The 25,240-nt window shown below is 61.6% G+C and carries 22 protein-coding genes and 1 pseudogene; 12 read left to right on the top strand and 11 right to left on the bottom strand.

What is annotated here, in order from left to right; all coding sequences use genetic code 11:
• Positions 1-62: 62 nt before the first annotated feature.
• The 5 genes and pseudogenes from V5F53_RS04160 (at position 63) to V5F53_RS04140 (ending at position 4,920) form a co-directional block, all read left to right on the top strand.
• On the top strand, positions 63-293 hold the full coding sequence (locus V5F53_RS04160) for a hypothetical protein (protein ID WP_393998608.1): 231 nt from the start codon (positions 63-65) through the stop codon (positions 291-293).
• A 60-nt stretch (positions 294-353) separates the two neighbouring features.
• A pseudogene (locus V5F53_RS04155) lies at positions 354-1,515 on the top strand (IS3 family transposase).
• Positions 1,516-1,527: 12 nt separating this feature from the next.
• On the top strand, positions 1,528-2,352 hold the full coding sequence (locus tag V5F53_RS04150; protein ID WP_509212896.1) for an IS5 family transposase: 825 nt from the start codon (positions 1,528-1,530) through the stop codon (positions 2,350-2,352).
• A 121-nt stretch (positions 2,353-2,473) separates the two neighbouring features.
• Positions 2,474-3,231, top strand: a protein-coding gene (locus tag V5F53_RS04145) for an IS5 family transposase (RefSeq protein ID WP_509212894.1) whose coding sequence is annotated in 2 segments (ribosomal slippage) — positions 2,474-2,786 and positions 2,786-3,231 — 759 coding nt in all. Because the reading frame shifts where the segments join, the coding sequence is not laid out codon by codon here.
• A 33-nt stretch (positions 3,232-3,264) separates the two neighbouring features.
• The gene (locus V5F53_RS04140) at positions 3,265-4,920 is read left to right on the top strand and encodes a recombinase family protein (RefSeq protein ID WP_509213008.1); all 1,656 of its coding nucleotides are present in this window, start codon (positions 3,265-3,267) and stop codon (positions 4,918-4,920) included.
• A gap of 239 nt (positions 4,921-5,159) precedes the next feature.
• Here V5F53_RS04140 and V5F53_RS04135 read toward each other — a convergent pair whose 3' ends face one another.
• The 5 genes from V5F53_RS04135 to V5F53_RS04115 form a co-directional block, all read right to left on the bottom strand.
• Positions 5,160-5,585, bottom strand: a complete 426-nt coding sequence (locus V5F53_RS04135; RefSeq protein ID WP_509213007.1) for a LysR substrate-binding domain-containing protein — start codon at positions 5,583-5,585, stop codon at positions 5,160-5,162.
• Between the two features lie 84 nt (positions 5,586-5,669).
• Positions 5,670-6,974, bottom strand: a complete 1,305-nt coding sequence (locus tag V5F53_RS04130) for an NAD(P)/FAD-dependent oxidoreductase (RefSeq protein ID WP_393998162.1) — start codon at positions 6,972-6,974, stop codon at positions 5,670-5,672.
• Positions 6,975-7,067: 93 nt separating this feature from the next.
• Positions 7,068-8,144 (bottom strand): hypothetical protein, encoded by a 1,077-nt coding sequence (locus V5F53_RS04125; RefSeq protein WP_393998163.1) that lies wholly within the window; start codon positions 8,142-8,144, stop codon positions 7,068-7,070.
• 28 nt (positions 8,145-8,172) lie between these two features.
• Positions 8,173-9,645, bottom strand: coding sequence for an aldehyde dehydrogenase family protein (locus V5F53_RS04120; protein ID WP_393998164.1), 1,473 nt, complete (start codon positions 9,643-9,645; stop codon positions 8,173-8,175).
• A gap of 13 nt (positions 9,646-9,658) precedes the next feature.
• On the bottom strand, positions 9,659-11,446 hold the full coding sequence (locus tag V5F53_RS04115) for an FUSC family protein (RefSeq protein ID WP_192800254.1): 1,788 nt from the start codon (positions 11,444-11,446) through the stop codon (positions 9,659-9,661).
• A gap of 168 nt (positions 11,447-11,614) precedes the next feature.
• Between V5F53_RS04115 and V5F53_RS04110 the strand changes: the two genes are divergently transcribed.
• A complete protein-coding gene (locus V5F53_RS04110) occupies positions 11,615-12,214 on the top strand; it encodes a TetR/AcrR family transcriptional regulator (RefSeq protein ID WP_192799953.1) in 600 nt (199 codons plus the stop codon).
• 147 nt (positions 12,215-12,361) lie between these two features.
• Here V5F53_RS04110 and leuC read toward each other — a convergent pair whose 3' ends face one another.
• On the bottom strand, positions 12,362-13,771 hold the full coding sequence (gene leuC / locus V5F53_RS04105) for a 3-isopropylmalate dehydratase large subunit (protein ID WP_151616485.1): 1,410 nt from the start codon (positions 13,769-13,771) through the stop codon (positions 12,362-12,364).
• Between the two features lie 173 nt (positions 13,772-13,944).
• Positions 13,945-15,306 (bottom strand): MFS transporter, encoded by a 1,362-nt coding sequence (locus tag V5F53_RS04100; protein WP_393998165.1) that lies wholly within the window; start codon positions 15,304-15,306, stop codon positions 13,945-13,947.
• 158 nt (positions 15,307-15,464) lie between these two features.
• Here V5F53_RS04100 and gtdA point away from each other — a divergent pair, with 158 nt between their 5' ends.
• The 3 genes from gtdA to V5F53_RS04085 are packed head-to-tail and all read left to right on the top strand — an operon-like array spanning position 15,465 to position 18,669.
• Positions 15,465-16,499: a gentisate 1,2-dioxygenase gene (gene gtdA / locus V5F53_RS04095; protein ID WP_151616487.1), complete on the top strand. Its 1,035-nt coding sequence runs from the start codon at positions 15,465-15,467 to the stop codon at positions 16,497-16,499.
• A 49-nt stretch (positions 16,500-16,548) separates the two neighbouring features.
• Positions 16,549-17,391 carry a fumarylacetoacetate hydrolase family protein gene (locus tag V5F53_RS04090; protein ID WP_393998166.1) on the top strand — a complete coding sequence of 281 codons (843 nt, stop codon included), beginning with the start codon at positions 16,549-16,551 and terminating at the stop codon, positions 17,389-17,391.
• Positions 17,392-17,406: 15 nt separating this feature from the next.
• Complete coding sequence (locus V5F53_RS04085) at positions 17,407-18,669, top strand: 3-hydroxybenzoate 6-monooxygenase (RefSeq protein ID WP_151616489.1); 1,263 nt, start codon at positions 17,407-17,409, stop codon at positions 18,667-18,669.
• 107 nt (positions 18,670-18,776) lie between these two features.
• On the opposite strand, the gene V5F53_RS04080 is transcribed toward V5F53_RS04085, so the two are convergent.
• Positions 18,777-19,547: an IclR family transcriptional regulator gene (locus tag V5F53_RS04080; RefSeq protein ID WP_151616490.1), complete on the bottom strand. Its 771-nt coding sequence runs from the start codon at positions 19,545-19,547 to the stop codon at positions 18,777-18,779.
• An 87-nt stretch (positions 19,548-19,634) separates the two neighbouring features.
• Between V5F53_RS04080 and V5F53_RS04075 the strand changes: the two genes are divergently transcribed.
• Entirely contained in the window at positions 19,635-20,567 is a 933-nt protein-coding gene (locus tag V5F53_RS04075; RefSeq protein ID WP_393998167.1) for an aldo/keto reductase, read from the top strand.
• A gap of 17 nt (positions 20,568-20,584) precedes the next feature.
• Here the strand turns inward: V5F53_RS04075 and V5F53_RS04070 are convergent, their stop codons facing one another.
• Complete coding sequence (locus V5F53_RS04070) at positions 20,585-21,448, bottom strand: LysR family transcriptional regulator (RefSeq protein WP_393998168.1); 864 nt, start codon at positions 21,446-21,448, stop codon at positions 20,585-20,587.
• Between the two features lie 101 nt (positions 21,449-21,549).
• On the opposite strand from V5F53_RS04070, the gene V5F53_RS04065 reads away from it, so the two are divergent.
• The gene (locus tag V5F53_RS04065) at positions 21,550-22,470 is read left to right on the top strand and encodes a LysR family transcriptional regulator (protein ID WP_393998169.1); all 921 of its coding nucleotides are present in this window, start codon (positions 21,550-21,552) and stop codon (positions 22,468-22,470) included.
• Here the strand turns inward: V5F53_RS04065 and V5F53_RS04060 are convergent.
• Together V5F53_RS04060 and V5F53_RS04055 are read right to left on the bottom strand one after the other, a co-directional pair.
• Entirely contained in the window at positions 22,451-22,684 is a 234-nt protein-coding gene (locus tag V5F53_RS04060; RefSeq protein ID WP_151616493.1) for a DUF2274 domain-containing protein, read from the bottom strand. The genes V5F53_RS04065 and V5F53_RS04060 overlap by 20 nt on opposite strands.
• Positions 22,685-22,686: 2 nt before the next feature.
• Positions 22,687-23,706, bottom strand: a complete 1,020-nt coding sequence (locus V5F53_RS04055) for a TraB/TrbI/VirB10 family type IV secretion system protein (protein ID WP_393998170.1) — start codon at positions 23,704-23,706, stop codon at positions 22,687-22,689.
• Positions 23,707-23,883: 177 nt separating this feature from the next.
• On the opposite strand from V5F53_RS04055, the gene V5F53_RS04050 reads away from it, so the two are divergent.
• Positions 23,884-25,200 (top strand): tyrosine-type recombinase/integrase, encoded by a 1,317-nt coding sequence (locus V5F53_RS04050; RefSeq protein ID WP_393998171.1) that lies wholly within the window; start codon positions 23,884-23,886, stop codon positions 25,198-25,200.
• The last annotated feature ends 40 nt before the right edge of the window (positions 25,201-25,240 follow it).

The following is a 25,240-nucleotide window of genomic DNA, read 5'->3' as shown; positions in this document are numbered from 1 at the left end:
ACCTTCTCCGTAAAGCCACCCAGGCCGGGATGAGGCGTTCTTCTCACGCGAGAGGTCGTCTCATGTTCCCGCACGTTTCCACTGCCGGCCAGCACCAGCTTCTCGTCCGCCACCGCCGCCTGATCCTCGCCCGGTCCGAGGCCATCATCCGGGCGTGGTGCAATCCGGCCCTCTTCATGAAGCTCCACGCAGCCGAGCCCGATATGGGCGTCGCGTTCAGCATCGACCCGGCGGACAAGCGGCACGCATCCATCACCCTCGGCAGACCCCACGACGATATCCAGGGGGAGTGAGCTGCTGCCGGTTTCGTGGACACGAAGATAAGATCGTGACCAAGGACCTGGAGAGAGGATATGACGAGGCGGAAATTCAGCCGCGAGTTCAAAGTCGAGGCCGTCAGGCTGGTGACGGATCGGGGTGTCTCGGTAGCGCAGGCGGCCCGTGACCTTGATGTGGCGGAGAGCGTGCTGCGCCGCTGGATGCGGGAGCTGACCGCGACCCCGGCGACAGCGTTTCCTGGGAACGGGCAGATGCGGGCCGACCTGGCCGAGATTGCAGCCTTGAAGAAAGAGGTCGCGCGGCTGCGTGCGGAGGGTGACATCCTCAAGAAGGCCGCGGCTTTTTTCGCGCGCGAGGCGATATGAGGTTCGTCTTCATCGCCAAACACCGCCACATCTGGCCGGTCAGCTGGCTCTGCAAGGTCCTGGAGGTCTCGCGCTCAGGCTTCCATGCCTGGTTCAATCGCCCGACCAGAGCCCGCGAGATCCATGACGCGAAGCTCGTCATGGCGATCGAAACAAGCTTCAGGGCCAGCGACCGGACCTACGGCGCGCGCCGTGTCTGGCGCGATGTTCTGGAAGAGGGGCTGGCCTGCGGGCTGCACCGGATCGAACGGCTGATGCGGGTCAATGCCATGAGGGCGCGGCCCAGGCGCCGTGGCAAGCCGAAGGATGACGGCGAACGCGCGGTCATCGCCGATAACATTCTCGACCGCGACTTCCAGGCCGACCGGCCAAACCTGAAGTGGTTGGCTGACTTCACCTATATCTGGACCGCGGACGGCTGGCTTTACGTCGCTGCCGTCCTCGACCTGTTTTCCCGGCGTGTCGTTGGCTGGTCCATGAAGGCCGAGCGGGATGCCTCCCTGGTCATGGATGCGCTGATGATGGCGGTCTGCGACGTGGCAAGGCCGACGCTCTGCTTCATCACTCGGACCAGGGATCGCAATACACAAGCGAGCAGTTCCAGCGGCTTCTGGCTGACAATGAGATCACTTGCTCGATGAGCCGTGCCGGGAATGTCTGGGACAACTCGGCAATGGAGAGCTTCTTCTCAACGCTGAAGACCGAACGCACAGCCCGCAAGCTCTATCGCACCCGCGACGAAGCCCGTGCCGATGTCTTCGATTACATCGAGCGCTTCTACAACCCGCGTCGGCGGCATTCGAAACTGGGGTACCTGAGAGCCCGTTTGGAAATTCGTTATCCAGGGATTCCTGTTTGTCCGTGCTTATGATTCAAGCTGTGGATGTGGACAGCAGAACAGCGGGACCGGATGGCCAGGATCGCCCGGAAGACGAAACGCTATCCGTCGGATCTGACGGATGAAGAATGGGAGCGGATGGCGCCGTTGATGCCGGCTCCCGGACGCCGGGGACGGCCCCGCGAGGTGGAGTTCCGGGAAGTCATCAATGCGGTGCGCTATCTGGTGCGTTCAGGCGGCGGCTGGCGGATGCTGCCGATCCATTTCGGTCACTGGCGCACGGTCTATGGCTGGTTCCGCGAACTGGCGCGCCGCTTCCTGTTCCAGACCATCCACGATGTCGAACTGATGCTCGACCGCGAGCGGGCGGGGCGTGAAGCGAGCCCGACGGGGGCGGTGATCGACAGCCAGACGATCAAGGCGCCGCAAGCCGAAGCCAGGGGATACGATGCCGGCAAGAAGATCGTCGGGCGCAAGCGCCACATTGCGGTCGACACCGACGGGCGGCTCCTGATGGTCCATCTGACGACCGCAGACATTTCCGACAGCGCCGGGGCACAGATGATCCTCGATGCGATCCGCAAGCGCTGGCCGTGGGTGAAGCACCTCTTCGCCGACGCCGCCTACGACCGGCTCACGCTCATGGACAAGGCGGCCTATCTCGCCTTCGTCGTCGAGATCATCCGCCGCCGCGATGGCGTGCAGGGCTTCGAAGTCCTGCCGCGCCGCTGGGTCGTCGAGCGCACGTTCGGCTGGATGACCCGATGGCGCCGCCTTGTGCGTGACTATGAGCGCCGCATCGACGTCTCAACCGCGATGATCCTCGTCGCCATGGGCGCAAATCTCGCCCGGAGAAATGCACATCCCTGAATTTCCAAACGGGCTCTAAGCCCCATGGAGTTCGAAGCCCGCGCTATGCTAGGGCGTGGCCCCATAAATTTGCGCGTCTGAGCGTATCGTGATTCAAGCTCCCGAACTGGGAGCCTGACAGATGCGCCGCCACGAGCTGACCGACGAGGAATGGGCGATCATCTCGCCGCTGCTGCCGAACAAGGTGCGCGGCGTGGCGCGGGTGGATGACCGCCGAGTGATCAACGGCATCCTCTGGCGCTTTCGGACCGGTGCGCCGTGGCGGGATGTGCCGGAGCGCTATGGACCACGTACAACCCTCTACAACCGTTTCGTGCGCTGGCGGGCCGCGGGGGTCTGGGACAAGTTGCTGGAAGCGGTCTCGGCCGCCTATGACGGGGACATCGTCATGATCGACAGCTCCTGCGTTCGCGTTCACCAGCACGGCGCCGCGATCAAAAAGGGGGCGATGACGATCGTTGCATGGGACGCTCCCGGGGTGGACTGACTACGAAAATCCACGCCTTGGTCGATGCGGAGGGCCGTCCGATTCACCTCCTGCTCACCGCAGGGCAGGCCGGCGACGCACCGGCGGGGCGCGAACTCCTGGCCCGGCTCGCACCCGGCGGCATCCTCCTCGCCGACAAGGCCTATGACACGGACGCCATCCGCACTGAAGCGGCGGAACGCGGCGCCTTTGCCAATGTGCCGCCACGTGTCATCCGAAAGCGAACCTTCGCCTTCAGCCCTTGGCTCTACCGCCAGAGAAACCAAATCGAGCGCTTCTTCAACCGCATCAAGCAGATGCGCGGCCTCGCCACGCGCTACGATCGCCGTCCGGACAACTTCCTCGCGGCCCTCAAGCTCGCTGCCGTCCGAATCTGGATCAATGCGTTATGAGTCCGCTGCCTAGCTTAACTCCCTGTCCACAAAATCGGCAGCAGCTCAGATCATCAGCGGGAAGCCTCGATCGAAGATCAGCTTCGCCTCTGCCGTGAGCAGGCGAGGCGCGACACGTCGAACGTGGTCGCCACTTACAAGGACGCAGGGATTTCCGGTTCGAGCATGATCCTGCGACCTGGCATCCAGATGCTGTTGCAGGACGCGCAGGCGGGACAATTCGATGTGGTGATGGCCGAGGCGCTGGACCGCATCAGCCGCGACCAGGCCGACATTGCGACGCTGTTCAAGCACCTAAAGTTCGCCGGCGTGCCGATCGTCACATTGGCCGAAGGCGAAATCAGCGAATTGCACGTCGGCCTGAAGGGCACGATGAACGCGCTGTTTCTCAAGGACCTTGCCGCCAAGACGCATCGCGGCCTCCGTGGTCGTATCGAGGACGGCAAGTCGGGCGGTGGGCTCTGCTACGGCTACAAGGTGGTCAAGAAGCTCGACACATACGGCAATCCCGTTCGGGGAGACCGTGAGATCGACGAGGTCGAAGCCAACATCGTTCGACGTGTGTTTCGCGAGTTTGCGGATGGTGTAGGTCCGCGCACAACTGCGCGCCGACTGAACGAGGAGGGCATTCCCGGCCCGAGCGGCAAACTGTGGAGCGACACAACGATCCGCGGTCACGTCAAGCGCGGAACCGGCCTCGTAAACAATGAGCTTTATGTAGGCCGCTTGCTCTGGAACCGGCTTCGATATGTCAAAGACCCGTCAACCGGGAAGCGCGTCTCGCGAATGAATCCGCGCTCGGAGTGGATCGTCAAGGACGTCCCCGAGCTCCGCATCGTCGACGACGAGCTGTGGCAAGCCGTGCGCGAGCGGCAAGGCGAGATCAACGAGAAGTATGTGAATGTCACTGAGGCGATCCGTGATCACCATACCAAGAATCGGCTGAACGGTGGCCGCCGGCCGAAATCGCTGCTCTCGGGGCTGATATTCTGCGGCTGCTGTGGTGGTCCGTATTCTCTCCGCGGATCCGACCGTTTCGCATGCTCAAACCACATCAGCAAGGGGAGCTGCTCCAACAGCCGGACGATCCCGCGCGAGGACTTAGAGCGCCGCGTGCTGGCCGGTCTCAAAGGCCGGATGATGGCACCTGAGGTCGCGGCAGAGGCGATGCGTGCTTATGCCGAAGAGATGAACCGGCTCAATCGGGAACGCCGCTCGAATGGCGACGCCTGGAAAGCGGAGCTGGTCAAGGTAGAGAAGCAGATCAGGGGTATCATCGAGGCCATCAAGGCCGGAATGTTCCATGAGAGCATGAAGGCCGAGATGGACACGTTGGAGGCCCGAAAGAAGGAGCTTTCAGCGCTGCTGGTCGATCTTCCTAAGGACGTGCCGGACATGTTGGCAAGGGCCGCAGTTATCTATGCGAGCAAAGTCGCGACTCTGACCCATGCGCTGAACAGGCCGGAAGAAAGGCCTCAGGCAGCGGAAGCCTGGCGGATGCTGATCGAGCGGATCGTGCTGACGCCCGGCAATGAGCGAGGCGAGATGTTCGCGGCGCTGCACGGCGAGCTGCGCACCATCCTGGAATGGACCGAGCGCCAGGCAATCGGAAAGACCGCTAGAAAAACAAAACCCGCAGCCGAGGCTGCGGGTTTTGTTTGTATCAGTGGTTGCGGGGGCAAGATCTAATCTTTACTTGCTGCCCGAGCAAGTAAAGATGGTTGCGGGGACCAGCATCGATCATAACTTGCAATCGACGCCGGTAAAGATGGTTGCGGGAGCCTGCACCCATCTTAGCTTACGATCACCGATGCCGGTTCAATCCCTTTCGGAATTTCTCCCTGTTGGCGGTCATTGGGGGCTCTTTCGCGTGGCAGCGTAGGAAGATGGTGTCATTCCTTCAGTCGATGGACCGCCGCTCATCGCGATCAGGCGGAAACCTGCCGATGGTGAGCAAGATCGTGACTGTCGCCCTGCTCCCCAAGGCCGATAAGCGGAGAGATGTCCCCTTCTCCGTCGTAGTCGCTGAAGAACGACAATCCCACCGCCCGGCACCTCTCAGCAGGTCGGCTACCCAGCCGGTGTTTCCAGCGCAACGCGGTTTTCCCGCGCCAGTTCGACCAGAAACTCGCTGACGACCCGGACCCTGGTCCGTCTATGAGAAGGTCGGGGCTTCCAACCGCAGCAAGTTGGGGAGAAAACAGCCGCACCGCGTCAAGGCCGGGATAGTTCCCTGAACCGTGCCTGAGTGCCACGTCTGCCGAACCGCCCAAATCCGCGAGCTGTATCGAGGTTTCAATCCCCACCTCGATCCCCGGATGCGCGATCGTGAAGCGGCCCAGGCGCGATGTCAGGCAGCACGCCGCGAAGGACGGAACGGTGCTGACGACAAGGGTTTCCGAGTATTGCCGCCTGGCTGGTAAACCAATGCCAGCAATCTAGAAGCTCAGACCATCAACACCAACAGGCGCACGTTTCTCCTCGCGCTGAGTTATGAGGCGGGCGCTTTGTTGTCCGCTGAGGAAAATCCACAGCCAGCTCCAGGCGACCGAAAAGCGCGATCTGGTGCCGATCAGGAAATAGATATGCGCGATGCCCCAGAGCCACCAGGCAAGGCCGCCTTTGAGGCGCAAGCTGCCGAGCTCGATGATCGCGGCGCGCCGGCCGATTGTGGCGAGATTGCCCTGATGGCGATACAGGAAGGACGCCGGCGCGGGCTTTCCGCCCATCCGATTCTTGATGACCTTGGCGACATACGCGCCCTGCTGCTTGGCAGCAGGCGCCAGCCCCGGGACGGGCTTGCCGTCCTGCTGCTTCACGAGCGCGGTATCGCCAATGACAAAAATGTCTGGATCATCGGGTAGCGACAGATCGGGACCGACCGGGACGCGCCCCGCGCGATCGCCTTCGACGCGGAGCCAGGCAGCGGCAGGCGACGCCTGCACACCCGCGGCCCAGATGATGGTGCGGCAGGCGAGAGGCGTCTCGCCGATCCTCAGACCGTCGGGCCCGCAATCGGTCACGGCCCGTCCGAGCAGCACCTCGACGCCGATCTTCTCCAGCGCCGTCTTCGCATAGGCGGAGAGCGGTTCGCTGAAGGCGGCGAGAACGCGGGGGCCTCCTTCGATGAGCAGGATGCGGGCTTTGCGCGTGTCGATCCGCCTGAACTCGCGCGGCAGGACGTGGTGAGTCAGCTCGGCAAGGGTTCCGGCCAGTTCGACGCCAGTGGGACCCGCACCGACAACCGCGAAGGTCAAAAGCGCGTCACGAACTTCAGGGTCGGGTTCCAGCTCGGCACGTTCAAGGGCAAGAAGCATCCGCCGCCGGATCGTCGTGGCATCCTCAAGCGTCTTCAGGCCCGGCGCGTGAGGCTCCCATGCGTCCTTGCCGAAATAGGCGTGGCGTGCACCCGTCGCCAGCACGAGAATGTCGTAGCCGATACGGGTGCCATCCTGCAGGATCACCGCCTTGCCGTCGCGATTGACCGCCGTCACTTCACCCAGCAACGTCTCGACCTCGGGCCGGTCACGGAACAGGTGGCGGATCGGCCAGGCGATCTCCGACGTCGACAGTACGGTCGTGGCGACCTGATAGAGCAAAGGCTGGAACAGATGGTGATTGCGCCGGTCGATCAGCGTGACGGACACGTTCGCACGTCGCAGGCTGTGAATAAGCTGCACGCCCGCAAAGCCACCGCCCACCACCACCACCCGGCATGGGCGGATCTTGCCGGAAACGTTCATCGCTTGCCTCCTTGTTTCATGAATATCAGCTCATTGCACATGCCCCTCCGATTGGAAGGGCATGTGTCCGTGGCCAGCTAAGTGCAGTTGGCTTTACTCGGCGGCCTCTACGCCAACCTTGCCCGCGACGGTCGTTTCGATCGCCTGCACCGGCTCAGGCGCGTTGAAGGCAACCTCGCCTTCATACCGAGGCAGCGCCGAATGGAAGGGGCAGCCAACAAACTGGGGATCGTCCTTGTAGAGCGCGGAAAAATGCGCTGGAAACTTCTTGTCCAGATCGCGCAGTTTGTCCCGCGCAGCACGGCGCTGCTCGTCGCTCATCGCTTCGCGCATCTCGATATAGCTGCGCGGTGGGTCATCCTCATAGGTGTCTTTGTACCACAGGATGAAGGCCATCATCTTCGGCACAATCTCCTGCGCCATCGGTAGCGGCGGATCGATCTGCATCGTCTCAAGCGTCGAGGGCAGCGCCAGGCAGCGGATCAGCTGATGGCCCAGCCAGTGCAGCTCTTCTGGGAAGAAGCGGAAGACGAACTGTTCGTAGATCGCCTTGGCGATCAGGTTACCCTGCTCGGGCTTGGGCTTGGGTGTGTTTTCGAATTCCTCGCAAAAACGGATGCAGTCGGCGAAATCCTTGGGGAAACCTTCGATGGGCGTGCCGTTCTCGGCACGGAACAATTTCAGCATTTCGCGCCAGAAGATGAAGGAGCCGATCTGTTCCTTCTCCGAAACGCCAGGCAGCCCGAGGCGAAGCCGGAACCGGTGACCCAGGATGGCCGAGAACGCGCAGACGTAGATATAGTCCTCCTCATATGCAAAGTTGCCGGGATACTTCTTGGCCCAATAGGCATGAAGATTGTTGATGCCGTTGACGGACTTCTTGGTTCGCTCGTCATGCGGACCGTACCACCACCACAAGGCGTTGGTGCTCTGGGTCTGCTCGACACGGGAATTGGCCCGTTCGACGACCTTGCCGCCCTTGTCGCGCCAGACGACCTCCGATCCCCATGTCGTGACGACGAAGTTGGGGAAGGTCAGCGCATACATGAGGTTCGACATGAATTCGCTGGAATCGTAACAGCTGGCAAGCTGCCAGATGCGGACATAATCCTTTTCCGGGTCGAGGCTTTCGATCTCTGCCCTGATCCATTTCCTGGGTGCATTGCTCATAGCATGGTTCCTTTAACTGGACATTTTTTCAAAAGGGATAGGCTCGCGGTTCCTGCTGCACGCCGATCCAGTGGTCGGTCGTCAGTTCGGCGATGATCCAGTCGCTGTTGAAGCGACCGAGACCGCTGTTCTTCTCGCCGCCGAACATCATGTTCGGGTCGTCGTTCGGGGTGATGTCGTTGATATGCGTCATCCCGGCTTCGATGCCGTGCGCAAAGCGCAGGCCGCGCCGCTCGTCCCGCGTGAAGACCGCGCTCGACAGACCGAATTCGGTATCGTTGGCGATCCGCAGCGCATCCGCCTCGTCAGCGGCAAGGATCAGCGGCGCGATCGGGCTGAAGAGCTCGGTCTGGGCAAGTACAGAGTCGCTTGCGACATCGACAAAGACCTGCGGCGGCAGGATTTGCCCGAAAGCTGCTTCACCGAGAACCTGCCGGATGCCTGCCGAGCGGGCAGCCTCGATATGGCCGAGTGCCGCCTTCATCTGTTTTGCGTTGATCAGCGGGCCGATCACGGTGTCCGCGTCGTTCGGGTCGCCGACCTTCAGGTTACGCACACGCTCGACGAAAGCCTCGACGAAACGGTCGTACAGCCCCTCCTCGACAATAATGCGGTTGGTGCTCATGCAGATCTGCCCCTGATGCAGGAAACGACCGACGGTCGCCGCCGTGACGGCAAGCTCCAGATCGGCATCGTCCAGCACCACGCAGGGCGCGTTGCCGCCGAGTTCCAGCCCCACCCGCTTAAGCGGTCCCTTCACGGCCAACTCGCCGATGTGGCGTCCGACGCGGGTCGAACCGGTAAAGGAGATGAACTTCGGAATGGGATGCAGGACGAAAGCGTCGCCGATCTCGCTGACATCACCGACGACGACATTCAGAAGACCCGGCGGCAGGCCGGCTTCTTCATAGATACTCGCCAGCAGCAGGCCGCCGGTCACGGGCGTATCCTCGGCCGGTTTGACCACAACGCCGTTGCCTACCGCAAGCGCGGGCGCGATGGTCCGGTTGGAGAGATGCATCGGAAAGTTCCAGGGGCTGATGACGCCCACCACACCGACCGGCTTGCGATAGACGCGGCTTTCCTTGCCGGGAATGTCGGTGAGCAGGATTCGCCCGGCGACACGGTGCGGCATTCCGGCCGCAGCCAGTGTGCCCGCCCGCGTGAAGAACCATTCGAGCTCGGCCTTCATCCGGGTGCCGCCGGATTCCTTGACCAACCAGTCGACGATTTCGGCATGACGCCGGTCCATCACCTCAACCGCGCGATAAAGCACGGCAGCGCGCTCGGCTGGCAGCAGGCGTGCCCAGTCGTGCTGGATCCTTGCGGCCGAGGCATAGGCCTCGTCGAGATCCTCGACCGAAGCCTGGGCGATCTCGGTTAGCAGCGACTGGTCATAGGGGTTGGTGTCGGGCAGTACGGTTCCCGCGCTGCCTGACCGCCATTTTCCGGCGATGTATTGGCCGGTAAAGGCTGGTCGAATATGAGGCTCGTTCTTCATGTGGCTTCCTCCATCATTTGGTTGGGATAAGGGCGTTAAGTGCGGCGCTGGCGCGCCGCAGGGTGTCGTCGGCAGCCGCCGGCGAGACTTCGGGACAATTCGGGTACTCACGCACAACCACCGCCCGACGCACTGCCGCCAGACAATCCCGGGCGGCGCGAGAAAGGTCGCTTGCCGGATCGGAGACGTGCAGCAATTTGACGTTGGCGGCCCGAACTCTTCGCAGCAGGCCGGTGATGTCCCCGCCGGAAGCGGCCCGGCGCGTCAGATCCACGATACGATGCGCCAGTTGCAGAAAACGATGACCCGGCGTGGCCGGCAGGATCAGCCAGAAGGTTGCAACCGCAATCGCTACGCCGACGATGATGGCGCCCGTCTCGCTGAAAACGATGTCCGGCGCTGCGGGAGCAGAAAAGGGCTGTGCCGTCAGCAGGAACGTCATGTTGAGATCGATCGCCATCTTGGCCGTTATGGACCCTCGCATCAGCCATGCCCCGAACAGGAGGAACGGCGCGACGATGGCAAGAACCGCCGGGAGGCTGCCTGCTTCGGGCAAAAGGAAGAGGCGCGCCGCGACGCCGAAGACGGCTCCGCACAGCGTACCGATCAGAACCTGGAGAACGAGGTGATTGCCCTGGTCATTGCTGGAGAACAGCGATGAAAACAGGATGGCTGTCATTGTCATCATCGCGCCGACCGACCAGCCGGTAGACCACCAGATGACGGATGCCAGCGACAGCGCAACGATCGGCCTTGCTGCCGCGCGCAGAATTGCACTCGGATCGACCTCAGCCCACAGATCGCCAAATAACACAGCTCGCCGGGGCAGGTTCACCACCAGCGACAGCTCACCCAGAACGCTCCCGAGATCCGGCCGGCCTGATGCCATGGCGGACGCCGCAAGGTCGGCGATCCGCCCGTTGCCCGTCCCCCCGACCCTTGCCGGTCCGTCAACGGCACGAGCGGCAGGCTGGCTCGTCAGCGCGGCCAGTTCCAGCAGCAGCCCGGCAACGCAGCGAACATGCGTCGCCAGACGGCGTCCCGTGACGGAGCCTGCTGCCATTTCATCCGCCGTGCGTTCGAGTGCCCCGATCTCGACAACAAGGCGTTCCGGGGAATATCGTGAACTACCGTTGCAGAGGTGCGCCTGGACAAGATCGAGGCTGAGGCAGATGACATGATCGAGACGCCGATCAAGGCTTTCCTGATCGCGTCCGGGAATGGCGCGGATCGATGCGATCGCCGAACAGACGATACCGATGATCGTGCAGAGAACACGGTCCATCGCAAGTGCCGCATCCGTCCTGCCAGCGTCCAGCCCGAACAGAACGATGATTGCCGCAGTGTAGCCGGCAAGGACGGAGCCGTAGTTGCGGAAATGCCGGAACAGGTTGCCGAACCCGGCACACAAGGCCAGCCAGGGCACAAGGGCGACGAGGGACAGGAGGGGGCGCCCCTCAAGCCCGTACAGAATGACGGCGCCCACGGCCGCGCCGCATCCCGTCCCCGCCAGTCGGGCCAGGCTGCGTTCCAGCAGAAGGCCACGGGTCGGTTGGGCGACAAGCCATACCGTCATGGCTGCCCACCACGGATGCTGGATATCCAGTGCCGCTGCGGCCGCCAGCGCAAGCAGGGCGGCAATCGTCGTGCGGACGGCAAAGATCGCCGGCTTCTCCTTCCGCGTTTCCGGAGAAATGCCGTTTTCCCTGCGCCTTCCCTCACTCTCCAGCCCCGCCGGGCGATCGCCGGGCAATTCGGTTCCGTGCTGTTGTGGCGATGGGAGAAGTGCTGTATCGGCCACGATGGACGACCTTATAAATGAACGATGTCGTTCACATATAGGCTGACCATTATCAAGAATCAAGTTTTCTGTACGTATTCGTTCATTTAAATGGTTTGGCTGTTTGGAATACCGTAGGATGGCGGCTTGGGATCGGGCTATATTCAATAAGGGAGCATCGAATCGGCAATGCGCAGGAAAACCGAAGCCAGACGGCTGAGTTTCGTGAACGCGGCGGGGAAACTGTTCATCGAACAGGGCTTCGATGCCGTGACGATGGAAGCAATCGCGGCTGAAGCAGGTTCGTCGAAAGTGACGCTTTACAGCTACTTCCCCAACAAGGAGGGCCTGTTCGAGGCGTTTGTGATCGAAGCCGGCAAGGGGCGGTTTGAAGAAATCGAGTCTGCTCGGAATGAACCCGATACCGAGCGAAGCCTCCGCCGTCTGGGGATGGCTTATCTGCTCCTGGTGACGCGTCCAGACATTATCGCCATGAATCGTCTGATCATTGGAGAGGCCGGGAGACAGCCGCAACTGAGCCGGATATTTTACGAGAACGGCGCCCGGCAGACGCTGCTTTCGATCTGCATCGTCATCGAGTCTCTCATGGCGCGGGGTTTGCTGCGAAAAGCGGAAGTCCGCCAGACCGGACTTTACTTCAAGGCCCTCTGTGAGGCGGGACTGGTGGAGCGGCAGTTGTGGGGCCTTGACCAAGCTCCCAGCGAAGAAGTCTGTGAGGCCGCCGTTGACAAGGCGATTGAAGTCTTTCTGCCGGCTTTTCGACCGTAATTGCGCGTATCCGTGGCATACCCCTTCGTAACCACACGCAGTCCTGCATCGTCGCCGGCCAAAAAAGAGCTGCCGCGTCCTCGCAAGCCCCAATGCCGGCATGCGCGGACAATTCTTTCCGACCAACAATGCATACGCCCCATTCTTTCAATTCCACGCCCGCACATCGACGAAATGGCCTTCGATGGCGGCAGCGGCGGCCATGGCCGGCGAGACGAGATGGGTGCGGCCCTTGTAGCCCTGACGGCCCTCGAAGTTGCGGTTCGAGGTCGAGGCGCAGCGCTCGCCCGGCTTCAGCCGGTCGGCGTTCATGGCAAGGCACATGGAGCAGCCCGGCTCGCGCCATTCGAAGCCGGCTTCCTTGAAGATCCTGTCAAGACCTTCGGCTTCGGCCTGTTCCTTGACGAGGCCGGAACCCGGCACGACCATGGCGGAAACCGTCGATGCGACCTTCCTGCCTCCGATCACGGCGGCGGCAGCGCGCAGGTCCTCGATACGGCCGTTGGTGCACGAACCGATAAAGACGCGGTCGATGGCGATGTCGGTCATCTTCGTTCCAGGGGTGAGGCCCATGTATTCGAGCGCACGCCACTTGGAGACGCGCTTGGCCTCTTCCTGGATCTCGTCGGGGTTCGGCACGACGCCCTGGATCGACACCACGTCTTCCGGGGACGAACCCCAGGAAACGATCGGCGGCAGGTTAGCGGCGTCGAGCACGACGGTACGGTCGAAATGCGCGCCCTCATCGGTGTGTAGCCTCTTCCAGTAGGCGACGGCCTGCTCCAGGATTTCGCCGGTCGGAGCCTTGGACTTGCCCTTGATGTATTCGAAGGTCTTTTCATCGGGAGCGATCAGGCCGGCGCGGGCGCCACCCTCGATCGTCATGTTGCAGACGGTCATGCGGCCTTCCATCGACAGCGAACGGATCGCCTCGCCGGCAAACTCGATGACATGGCCGGTGCCGCCGGCGGTGCCGATCTCGCCAATAATGGCGAGGATGATGTCCTTGGCCGTCACGCCTTCCGGCAACCGGCCGTCGACGCGCACCAGCATGTTCTTGGCCTTCTTCTGGATCAGCGTCTGGGTGGCGAGAACATGCTCGACTTCCGAGGTGCCGATGCCGTGCGCCAGCGAGCCGAAAGCGCCATGCGTCGAGGTATGGCTGTCGCCGCAGACGATCGTCATGCCGGGCAGGGTAAAACCCTGCTCCGGGCCGACGACGTGGACCACGCCCTGCCTGCGATCCCGCTCCGAATAATATTCGATGCCGAACTCCGCAGTATTGCGCGCCAGCGCCTCGACCTGGATGCGGCTCTCTTCATTCTCAATGCCCTCGACGCGATCCTTGGTGGTCGGTACGTTGTGGTCGACGGTTGCTAGGGTGCGGGTCGGGGCGCGGACACGCCGCCCAGAGTTTCTCAGCCCTTCGAAAGCCTGAGGACTCGTTACCTCATGCACGAGATGGCGGTCGACGTAGATGAGACAGGTTCCATCGGGATCCTGCGTGACGATGTGGTCGTCCCAGATCTTGTCGTATAGAGTACGCGGTGTATTCATGCCAGCCTCCACGGGGCGGAAAGCGCCCCGACCTGCGGTGAGCGGAACGTGTCGGAAAGGATTTTTTCAACAGGTCGGTCGAGAATCGACAAAAGCCTCTTTCGTCGGTTCTCAGGGTTAAGCGATCAACCCAATGCGCAGTGCGACGAGTTGACCGATGCCGTCTTGCAGGATTAATGCGCGATGACCGTCGACGGATCGCCTGCCTCTTCGGGGGAACCGCGATGGCGCGCGATCATCACCGCAACTGCCGCCGCTGCAACAAGGGCGGGAACGATGGTCGCGAGAAAGATCGCGGAAGCCGACCATTGCATCGAAAGTAGGAAACCGCCGAGCAACGGGCCGATGATCGAGCCGACGCGACCGATGCCTAGCGCCCAGCCAATGCCTGTCGAGCGGATGGCAGTGGGATAGAAACCGGCAACGAGCGCGTTGAGAGCCGCCTGGGCACCCTGAACGGTAAAGCCGAGGACACCGGCGATCATCATGACAGGCCAGTAGTCATGCGAATAGATCGACAGAAGAGCGATGAGCAGGATCGTGCAGACGAACTCGACAAGCGTCACCGTTCTGGTGCCAAGATGCTGGATGAGCTTTCCCGTCACCAGGCACCCTATCGCACCACCGAAGCTGAAGGCTGTCGCGGCCTCGATGCCGGCGGAAATCGGCATCCCCGATTGGCGCAGCACCGCAGGCATCCAGCTGATGATGAAATAGATGATCAGAAGGTTCATGAAATAGGGAACCCACAAGAGGAAAGTGCCAACTGCGCGGCCGTCCGTGAAGAGATGCTTGACCGGAACGCCCTTGACCGCTTCCTGAGGCGAAACGAACTGCTGGTCCGCCGGAAAGCGCCCGGGAAAAATACGGTCGGCAATTCCGTGGACCCGCTGGACGCTCGCCTTCTTTAGAATAAGAAACCGAAGCGATTCCGGCAACGCGAAGACAAGTACGACGGCAAGTAGCATAGGCAATACGCCGCCAACGTGAAACACTGTCTGCCATCCAGCGATCGGCAGCAGCCACGCGCTCAGCAGGCCACCGAGAATGGCACCCACGGGAATCCCCGCGAATAGCCATGCAACGATCATCGCCTGATATCTGCGGGGCGAGTATTCGGTCGCAAGCGCCGTCAGGTTCGGCATGGCGCCTCCGAGACCCAGGCCCGTCAGAAAACGCAGGATGATAAATTCATCGATCGTGGTCGCGCTGGCGGTGAGGAAGGTGCACAGCCCGAAGGCGAATGTCGAAACGATCACTAGCCAGCGGCGCCCGATCTTGTCCGCGATCGGTCCCAGTAACAGCGCCCCGACCATCAGGCCGACAAGGCCCGCGACAAAGACCGGAGCGAAGGCACGAACCTCAAGCCCGAAGCTCTCGGAAATGGATGGCGCAAGGAACCCGATCATCTGCGTGTCGAACCCATCCAGAATGGCGGCGCCGGCGCAGAACATGATGGTGCGTATCTGAAATTTCCCAAGGCCACCGACGTCGATGGCCGCGCCGATATCAATTTGGTCATGGTTGTTTTTCATCGCTGAAGGTCTCCTCCCCTGATGGCGACGATAAGGCAATGGCTGGCAATCAGCCGCAGGACACTATGGAGTTTTTCTAAAGTTATGCAACTTTTTTCTTGCATTATGATAATTTTGTAGCCTAATGGGGCAATTCAGTCGAAACTTGGAGGAGCAAGATGAACGCGCATCAATCCGAACTCGCCCTGTCGGCCTTTCACAACGAGCTGGACAGCCATGGTCTGGCACCGCTCTGGGAGGTGATGAAGAACCTCGTGCCGCGCGAGCCGCGCACGCCCGCTGTGCCCGTGATCTGGAAAGCTGACCTGCTGCGTCAGCAGGCTCTCAAGGCCGGAGAGCTCATTACCGCCGAAAAGGCCGAGCGCCGCGTGATCGTGCTGGAAAACCCGGCCCTGCGCGGGCAATCCCAGATCACCACGTCGCTCTACGCCGGCGTGCAGCTCATCCTGCCAGGTGAGGTCGCCCCCACCCACCGTCACACGGCCTCGGCGCTCCGGCTGATCCTGGAGGGAAAAGGCGCATATACGATCGTCGATGGCGAGCGTGTCGAGATGCATCCGGGCGATTTCATCATCACCCCGACCTGGAGCCTGCACGATCACGGTAGCGACGGTGACGAGCCGGTCACCTGGCTTGACGGTCTGGACGTTCCGATCGTCAAGCTTTTGAGCGCCGGCTTCTCTGACGAGGGTGAAGACGAGCAGCAGGTCGTCACGCGTTCGGACGGCGATTCCGTGGCCCGCTATGCCAGCGGCCTGGTTCCTGTCAACTACAAGCCCAAGGGCGCGGCAAGCCCGATCTTCTGGTATCCCTACGAGCGCACGCGTGCGGCGCTGGAGAAGATGCGTCACGTCGATGAATGGGATAGCGCCGAAGGGCTGCGCCTCGCCTTCACCGATCCGACGACCGGCGACTCGCCGATCCGCACCATGGGCGCATTCATGCAGCTTCTGCCGTCAGGATTCAACGGCACCGATATCCGCTCAACGGACGGCACTGTCTATTGCGTCGTAGAGGGTTCGGGGACCGTCAAGGTCGGCGATCAACAATGGGACGTAAAGCCCAGGGATGTTTTCGTGGTGCCGAGCTGGATGTGGCACAGCTTCGCGGCCAGCGATGACCTGATCCTGTTCAGCTTCTCCGACAAACCGCTGCAACAGAAACTGGGCTTCTGGCGCGAGCAGCGCAAGTAACCGTCGCCCCCTAACCACCATCAATCGAGGATACCCCGTGCGTCTTTGCATGTTCAACGACAACCGGCTCGGCGTTGTCGAAGCCGAAGGCATTCGCGATGTCAGCTCCGTGCTGACATCGCTTCCCGCGCAACATTATCCGTTGCCGACCCATGACCTGCTCATCGCAGCATTACCTGCGCTGCGCCCCGAAATCGAAAAGGCCGCAAGCACGGCTCCGTTGCTTGCCCTGGCAGAGGTCAAGCTTCTCAGTCCCGTCGCCAACCCCGGCAAGATCGTCGCGGCGCCCGTCAATTACAGGAAGCATCTGGAGGAAGCCATCGCCGAACCCGAGACCTATTCCCGGGCTCATGTCCGCCAGATCCAAGAGACCGGCCTCTTTCTGAAGGCGACGAGTTCACTGATCGGCCCTTCGGCAGGTGTCCGCATCCGGCATCCGGAGCGGAGAACCGACCACGAAATCGAGCTTGCCGTGGTGATTGGCAAAACCTGTGATCGCGTTCGCGCCGCCGAGGCGCTGGATTACGTCGCGGGCTATTCAATCGGTCTGGACATCACCGTCCGCGGGCCGGAAGAGCGCAGCCTTCGCAAGTCGATCGACACCTACACCGTTCTCGGGCCGTGGCTGGTGACCGGCGACGAGCTCTCCGATCCCGCCGGCCTCGACTTCGAGCTTCAGGTCGATGGCAAGACCCGCCAGAAGGCCAATACACGCGACCTGATCCTGAACGTGCCGGAACTGATCGAATTCGCATCCGGCTTCTACACCCTTCTGCCGGGCGATGTGATCCTGACCGGTACGCCGGAAGGCGTCGGCCCGATCGAGGCAGGAAATGTGATGTCCGCGCGTATCGATGGGATCGGCGAAATCAACGTCGAAGTGCTTGCATAGCAACGGGAGGGAAGAATGTCCGAGGTGAACAAACCATTCCTAATATCGGGCGCCGGGATCGGCGGCCTTGCCGCCGCACTCGCTCTGGCTCGCAAGGGCTTCGAGGTCGATGTGCTCGAGCAGGCTGAGGAAATTCGTGAGATTGGCGCCGGTATCCAGTTTGGCCCAAATGGGTTCCGGATGATGGAGAGGCTGGGGCTTCGTGACGCTGCGGATCACCTCGCCGTCTTCCCCGACGACCTCATTCTGATGGATAGCGCCGCGGGCGAGGAGGTAACCCGAATTCCCGTAGGAGAGGGTTTTCGCAAGCGCTTTCAATACCCCTATGCCCTTATCCATCGGGCCGATCTCCACTCGGTACTTCTGAAAGCTGCAGAGACCTCGGGGATGATCCGCATTCACGCCGGTCAGTGTGTCGAAAGGTTTGAAGACGACGGCACCTCAGTTTCCATCGAGACTAAGCAGGGGCACCGCTTCGATGGCCGAGCGTTGATCGGCGCTGACGGCCTCTGGTCGAAAATTCGCCAAACGATCGTCGGGGACGGAAAGCCGCGCGTATCGGGCCATATCGCCTATCGCGCAGTGCTGCCGATCGCCGACGTGCCGGAAGAGTTTCGCAAGAATGCGATGATTCTGTGGGCCGGCCCGAAGAACCACCTTGTCCAGTACCCGCTACGCGGCGGTGAGCTGTTCAATCTCGTCGCAGTCTTCCACAGCGACCGGTACGATGAGGGCTGGAACACCGAAGGTGATCCGGAGGAACTCTACAAGCGCTTCGAAGGGACCTGCGACACCGTACAGACGCTGTTGCGCAAGATCCAGACCTGGCGCATGTGGGTGCTTTGCGACCGCGAACCCGTCAAGGACTGGAGCAAGGGCCGCGTGACCCTGCTTGGCGACGCCGCTCACCCGATGCTTCAATATCTCGCCCAAGGGGCATGCACCGCGATCGAGGATGCTGTCACTCTTGCCGACATGGTTGAAACATCGCCGGATACCGCTGTCGCATTCCATCGCTACCAGAACGCCCGATACCTGCGGACCGGGCGCTGCCAGTTGACCGCGCGTCTTTACGGCGAATTCTACCACGCAACCGGTGTCCGGCGGGAACTCCGCAATCTCATGCTGGCCGGACGAACGCCCGAACAAAGTTTCGAGAGTCTCGCATGGCTCTACGATCCGATTGCACCAATTAGGTTTGAGGATAGTTGTGCTGACGGGTGTCAGGACGATCATGACTGCCCGACACAGGTCGGCAGGAGCTTGTCGACTGCATAAACAAGCCATGCTGGCCCGCATCCCTGTGGGCCAGCATTCACCAGGTATCCATCGTCTCGGCCATTTTTTAGGGCCGCTTCGCCTGCGAAGGCGCGCATTCGGGATGTTCAAGGCGTTTGGTTCGAAGAGATTCCGTCTCTAAGGCGAGACGTGACTATATGTGCAGCTTTGACAATGTTTTTCCTGATCGCGGCAACAGCATTTCCGTCGATATCTTTTTCCATGCAAACAAAACCAAGGCTGCCGACAACGATGTCGTCCGCAAGAAAAAGCGGCGCGGCTATACCAATCGCGCCGGGGTCGAGTTCGGCGTGTGTCATGCACCATCCGGACCTTCTGATCGATCGGAGGGTTTGTTTCACGGCATCCCAATCGCCGCCCAGATTGACGTCGGCCATGTCGGCACCATTCGCATTGTGGTACGAGCGCACAGTGCGGGCCGGCATTTGCGCAAGAATGATCTTCGAAGCGGCACCGCGATGCAGCGGCATAAGCCGGCCGCGTTCATAACTGCTGGTCAGCGCCGAAAAACCTTTGGTCTCTTGGTGAACGCAGATGACCTGATTGCGGTAAAGTCGGCAGAGCAGGAAGGTGCCATCGACTGTACCTTCCGCAAGCTCTTTCATGGTCACCAACGCAGCCTTGATCAGCGGATCTTGTATCCGCAGCTGTCGGTCGAGCTGAATGATCGCCGGACCCAGGACGTATCGGCCCGCGAGATAGGCGACGATCAATCCCTCGTCGCTGAGACTTTTAAAGAATCGATAGGTTGTACTGGCAGGCAGCCCAAGTTGCTCGGCCGCTGCCTCGACTGTCCATTCAGGCTTTTCGTCGGAAAACAGGCCGAATACGGCAAATAGCTTGTCGATGGCATTCATAGGTAACACAATATGGTCCCGATTTTGTCAGTCAGCCCCTCCAGATCGTTCTTACCAAAGGGACGCGAGGTTAATCGTAATTTGTAAATGAACCGGACACCATCATCTTTTCGAGGCAGCAAATGGGCATTGTTGCAAAAGTCAGCGTCTGAGCGAGCAGCCCCCCTTTCCCCGTTCGTCTCATGCCACGCGTCCGATCTCGGCGGTGCCGAGCGCAATGTCTATTCGGGCGGCGAAAGCGAGCGGATCGTCGGCCGCGCCGTCAAGGACTTCGCGGGGCGCGAGGACGTGGTGGTCGCCACCAAGGCGTTCTTCCCCATGAGCGACAAGCCGAACGACCGGGGCCTGTCGCGCAAGCATATCCTCGCCAGCGTCGATGCCTCGCTGCACCGACTGGGCATGGATTACATCGACCTGTTCGTGATCCATCGCTTCGATCCGGAAACCTCGATCGAGGAGACGGCCGAGGCGCTCGACGCCGTGGTTCGGGCCGGCAAGGTCCGCTATCTCGGCGCATCCTCCATGCATGCCTGGCAGTTCATGAAGCTGCTGGCCTTCCAGCGGCACAACCTGCTAGCGCGCTTCGTCTCCATGCAGAGCCAATACAATCTCATCACGCGCGAGGACGAGGAAGAGATGATCCCCCTTTGCAGGGAAGAAGTGATCGGGCTGACGCCTTGGTCGCCGCTAGGCCGGGGTGTTCTGGCCGGCGCGCGCAAGGCCGGGACGCTGCGCGCAGATACCGATGAGCAGGTCAGGCAATGGTATGAGGGGCGCGGCGGCGTCGGTGAAACCGTCGCAGCCGTGGAAAGCGTTGCTGCGGCACGCGGCGAGGCGCCCGCGCGGATCGCGCTCGCATCGGTATTGGCCGGGCCGGGCATTACATCGCCCATCGTCGGCCTGTCCAAGCCGCATCATCTTGCAGACGCGCTCGGAGCGCTGTCGCTGGACCTGTCAGGCGATGAGATTGAAACGCTCGAAGCATCGATGAAGACGCATCTGCGAGGGCAGCGATGGTAGTTCGTGCCTCTGGGGTGTCAGTCTCCACGCTCATTGTTTCCAGGCAGGAAATCCCTCACATAGACGACACGCGGATGGCGCAGCGCGGGCTTGTTCCAAGCAAGGTAAAGCGTGTTTTCCGGTATCGCGCCTGTCGTCGGCAGCACGGCGAGTTGGCCAGCCTTGACTGCATCCATGCAAAGATAGTCGGGCAGAACCGTCCAGCCTGCGCCGGCCTTCGCCATCTCCCGAAGAAGGCGCAAGTCCGGCGCGGTCGCCACGGCTTGCATCGCAGGGGTCTTGTCGAATACCCACTGGAAGAACTCGCGCACCAGCGGCAGGGTCTCGCCATAGGCGACGCACGGAAGGCCGCACAGGAGCTCGGCCGTCACGCTCCTGGCCTTCGCCCGCTCGGCGAATCCCGGCGCCGCCACCGGCAGCAATCGTTCCCGTCCCAATTCCGCGTAGCCATGCGCCCTACCTTCGGGCGGCGAGGCCGTAACGGCGAGATCGGCATGTCCGCCATCGAGAGTAGCATAGATACGCGCGCGGTCGACCGTCTGGATGCGCAGCCGCAAGCCTTCTCCGGTCAATGGCGCGAGCCTTGGCGCAACGTGCAACGACAGATATTCGGCCGGGCCTACGATATGCACCGTGCCCCTCAGATGGGACGACCGCGCCTGCGCCGCGTCCATCGTCGTCTCGATCCCGTCGAGATGGGCGGCGACCAAGCGGGCGAGATCGTCAGCTGCTGGCGTCGGGGTGACGCCGCGCGCCTGACGTATGAAAAGAGGCTTGCCCAGCATTGTCTCCAGCGCGGCGATATACGCGGAGGCGGCGGGCTGGGTGATACCGAGTCGCTGCGCAGCGCGTGTCAGCGAGCCGGCACGGAAGGCACGCAACTCGCCTTCTGGATCGCGGCTGCCGGCATCCTTGTCAGTCTCATTGCGGCCTTTACCCTCTCGGCAAAGGCCAGGGCTGTCGCCTCATGAAGCGGGAGGTGATGAAGCAGGTCGATGGCATCGAATTTCGCCACCTCCGGTATTTCATCGCCGCCGCCGAGCATGGCAGCTTCCGCAAGGCGGCGCCGGCCGTCGGCGTTCAGGAATCCGCCATCAGCCGCGGCATCCGCGATCTCGAAGACCGCCTCGGCGCATCCCTCTTCCACCGCCACAGCGGCGGCGTCCACCTCACCTTCGCAGGCCAGCGCTTCCTGCAGCGCGCCCGCCAGATCGTCCGCAACCTCGGCGAGAGCGCCCATGACATCGCCGCCGCAGGCCGCGCCGAGAACGGCTGCGTCAGGATCGGTATCTATTCCTCCCTCGCCTCCGGCTTCCTCGCCGATCTGCTGCACAGCTACGGCGCCCGCCACGGCAAGGTCCGCATCGAGCTGGTCGACGGCAATCCCGACGAGCACATCGCCGCGATCCGCAAGCTCGACATCGACGTCGCCTTCCTGACCGGCGCCAGAGACTGGCCTGCCTGCGACCGGGCTTCTCTGTGGACCGAGCGCGTCTTCGTGGTGCTGCCCGACCGGCATCCCCTCGCCGCGCAGCCCGAGCTGACTTGGCTCGATCTGGTCGACGAGCCCTTCATCGTCAGCGAGGCCGCGCCGGGCCAGGAGATCCACGATCATCTGGTGCGGGAACTGGCCGCGCTCGGACGGCACCCCGAGATCCAGGTCCAGTCGGTGGGCCGAGACAACCTGCTGCCGCTGGTGGCCATGGGCCGGGGCATGACCTTGGTGAGCGAAGCCATGACCGTCGCCGCCCTTCCCGGCATCACCTACCGGCCAATTACCGGGGAGCTGCTGCCATTCTCCGCCGTCTGGTCGCCGATCAACGACAACCCCGCGCTCCGAAGGCTCCTCGCTATGGCAAAAGCCGCGGCAGAGCCAGCGACGATCAGGGCATCCCTGTCGTAGATTTTACCGGGCGTCGGGCCTTGGCAAACCCGCGATCCGTCGCGATGAACCGCTCCAGCATCGGCACGATCAGCTTGGCCGGTTCGATCGGCGCGCCCCCTTCCCCCAAAAGACGGCCATAATCCGTGAGGTCACGATGGAGCGCCGCAGGCAGCTCCACCGTGACTTTTACGGGCTTGTCGTCGGCGATGGGGCCAAGTTTCAACTTTGCCATGGTCAGCCTCTGTAGGGTTCGAGAATTAAATCTCTGGTGACGATGACGCGGACGGGGAAGCCTGGCCGGATGGTCAGCGTCGGCGCGACCTGCAACTGACGGCGGACGATCTGCTGTCCGGCGTCGTTGATCGTGTCCTGTGCGCCGTCGCGGATCGCGCGCAAGAGGCGGTCCTCGTCGCTGACGGCGAGTTCGGTCCCGATGGCGAGCAGCGTGGAGAGACCGGCCGCCTTGGCGATGTCCCACCAGTGATAGTCCACCCCATCCTCAAGACCGGCATAGCCCCGCGCATCGGCTCCGGGCTGGCGTTCGAGCACGATGGAGCGGCCGTTCGGGAAGATCAGCCGGTTCCATACCAGCAACGCCCGCCTTTGCCCGAACTGCACGTTGTTGTCGTACTGACCGATAATACGTGTGCCTTGGGGGATCAGAAGCAATCTGCCGGTAGGACTGTCATAGACGTTTTCCGTCACCTGCGCCGTGATCTGGCCGGGCAGATCCGACCGAATGCCGGTGATGAGTGCGGCTGAGATCACGGCCCCGGCCTGAAGGATGAAGGGCGAAGCCGGAGCCATGACCCGATCCGACGATGTGGTGCGGCGATTAACTGGCGCATTCAAAAACGCAAGCTGCCGGTCCTGGGCGGTCTGCTGGCCGGGCTGTCCAGCGAGTCCGGCGAGATCGAAGCCGGGAACATTCGGCGTGGTTGAGCTGCCGGGTGCCGTCGCTGTCGAGCCAGGTTGGGTCTGAAAGAAGACGCGGCTGGTGCGCGCAGCCTCTTCCTCGGCCCGCCAGCGCTGCTCCGCCTCGTCGATAGTCGGCGTCGTGATCGTCGGCGGAACGACTGGCTGGCCCCGGTTCTGGGCGTCGAGGATCGGCCGCCCGAGATCACCAGGCAGCGGAGGTCCAAGCACTGGTCCGGTATAGTCGCGCGGCAGGCCGGCGAGGCCATCTGCCGTCTGGCGGTTGTTGGTCGAGTAAAGCTCCTCTGCGTTCCGGCCGGCATCGCGGGTCTGGAGCAATTATTAGCAGTCTATCCGAAACGTGCGATGGACTACGCTACAGTGCGATAAGGCACTGAAATAACTTTACTTTCCAGCGCATCACGACGGAAAAACGTAACCGGCTCTACGCTGTGGTTTTCCCCCATGTGCTTACGTGGTGCTTACGCGAGAGCCCAACTGGAAAGGATAAATTCCATGCCAAAGATATCGAAACGGCTTGTTGAGAGCGCCATAACCAAGCCCAACGACTACGTCATCTGGGACGATGATCTACCCGGTTTCGGGTTGAGAGTCTTCGCGTCGGGCAAGCGCAGCTATGTGATCCAATATCGAAGCAACGGATCCTCCCGGCGCTTCACTATCGGCCTTCACGGTATCTGGACGCCCGAGACTGCACGACGCGAGGCGAAGGCACAACTCGGGCGCGTGGCTCAAGGCGACGATCCGGCTGAAGAAAAGCTGGAGGACCGAAATGCCATGACGATCAAGGAGCTTTGCGAACGCTATATCGGCGATCTCCATGCGGGTCTTATCCAGGGCAAACGTGGTCGGCCCAAGAAGCCAGCAACAATCACTACCGATATCGGCAGAATCAATGGCCACATCATCCCGGTCCTCGGGAAAAAGCGCGTGCGCGATCTGAGTAAGGCGGACGTGACGAAGATGATGAACGACATTCTGATCGGGAAAACGCGCGCGGTCAGGAAGACCAAGAACCTTCGTGGCAAATCCATTCTTCGCGGTGGACCAGGGGCAGCAAGTCGTACTGTCGGCTTACTCGGTGGGATTCTTACCTATGCGAATGACGCTGGGATTGTGGATCGAAATGTTGCCCATGGGATCAAGAAACCAAAGGATCAGGTTAGAAACCGACGCCTAAGCACCGCCGAGTATCGAGAGATGGGTGAGGCGCTGAGGCGAGCGGCAACCGACCCTGATCTTGCTATGATGACCGACATCGTTCGTCAGATTGCCCTGACCGGTTGTCGGCGCAGCGAAATCATTGGTCTGCGGTGGAGCGACGTGGACCTCTCGAACAGTTGCCTACGACTGTCGGATTCAAAGGAAGGCGCGTCGATACGCCCGATTGGCCTTCCGGTGGTCGAGTTCCTGGAGATGCAGCGCGAAGTTGCTGCGGGAGATTACGTGTTTCCTGGATCGCGGGGTGGCAAGGCGTATGGCGCCTTTCCCAACAAGTGGAAGAAGATCTTCGCCGGGACTGCACTTGAGGCGATCACAGCCCATGTCCTTCGGCACAGTTTTGCGAGCATTGCCAATGATCTTGGCCTCAGTGAGATCACAATTGCAGCGCTCCTTGGCCATGCCAACAGTTCGGTGACCAGTAGATATGTCCATACGCTGGACAACACACTCGTCATGGCGGCCGACACTGTCTCGGGGTATATTCAAGGCCTACTGGACGGAAAGGAATTCAAACAAACTGCCTATGCCTTTGACAGATTTGCGAGAAAGGCATCTCTTGAGCAGTTTCTTCAGAACGCCATCGAGTAGTTATCCCGGGGCTGCGTTAGGTTGGGCCACTATATAAGAC

It is taken from the genome of Xanthobacter cornucopiae (genome assembly GCF_043195065.2).
In the GTDB taxonomy this organism is placed as follows: Bacteria; Pseudomonadota; Alphaproteobacteria; order Rhizobiales; family Xanthobacteraceae; genus Xanthobacter.
Note: the sequence above shows the minus strand (reverse complement) of the source record. Positions and strands in the feature narration are given on the sequence as shown.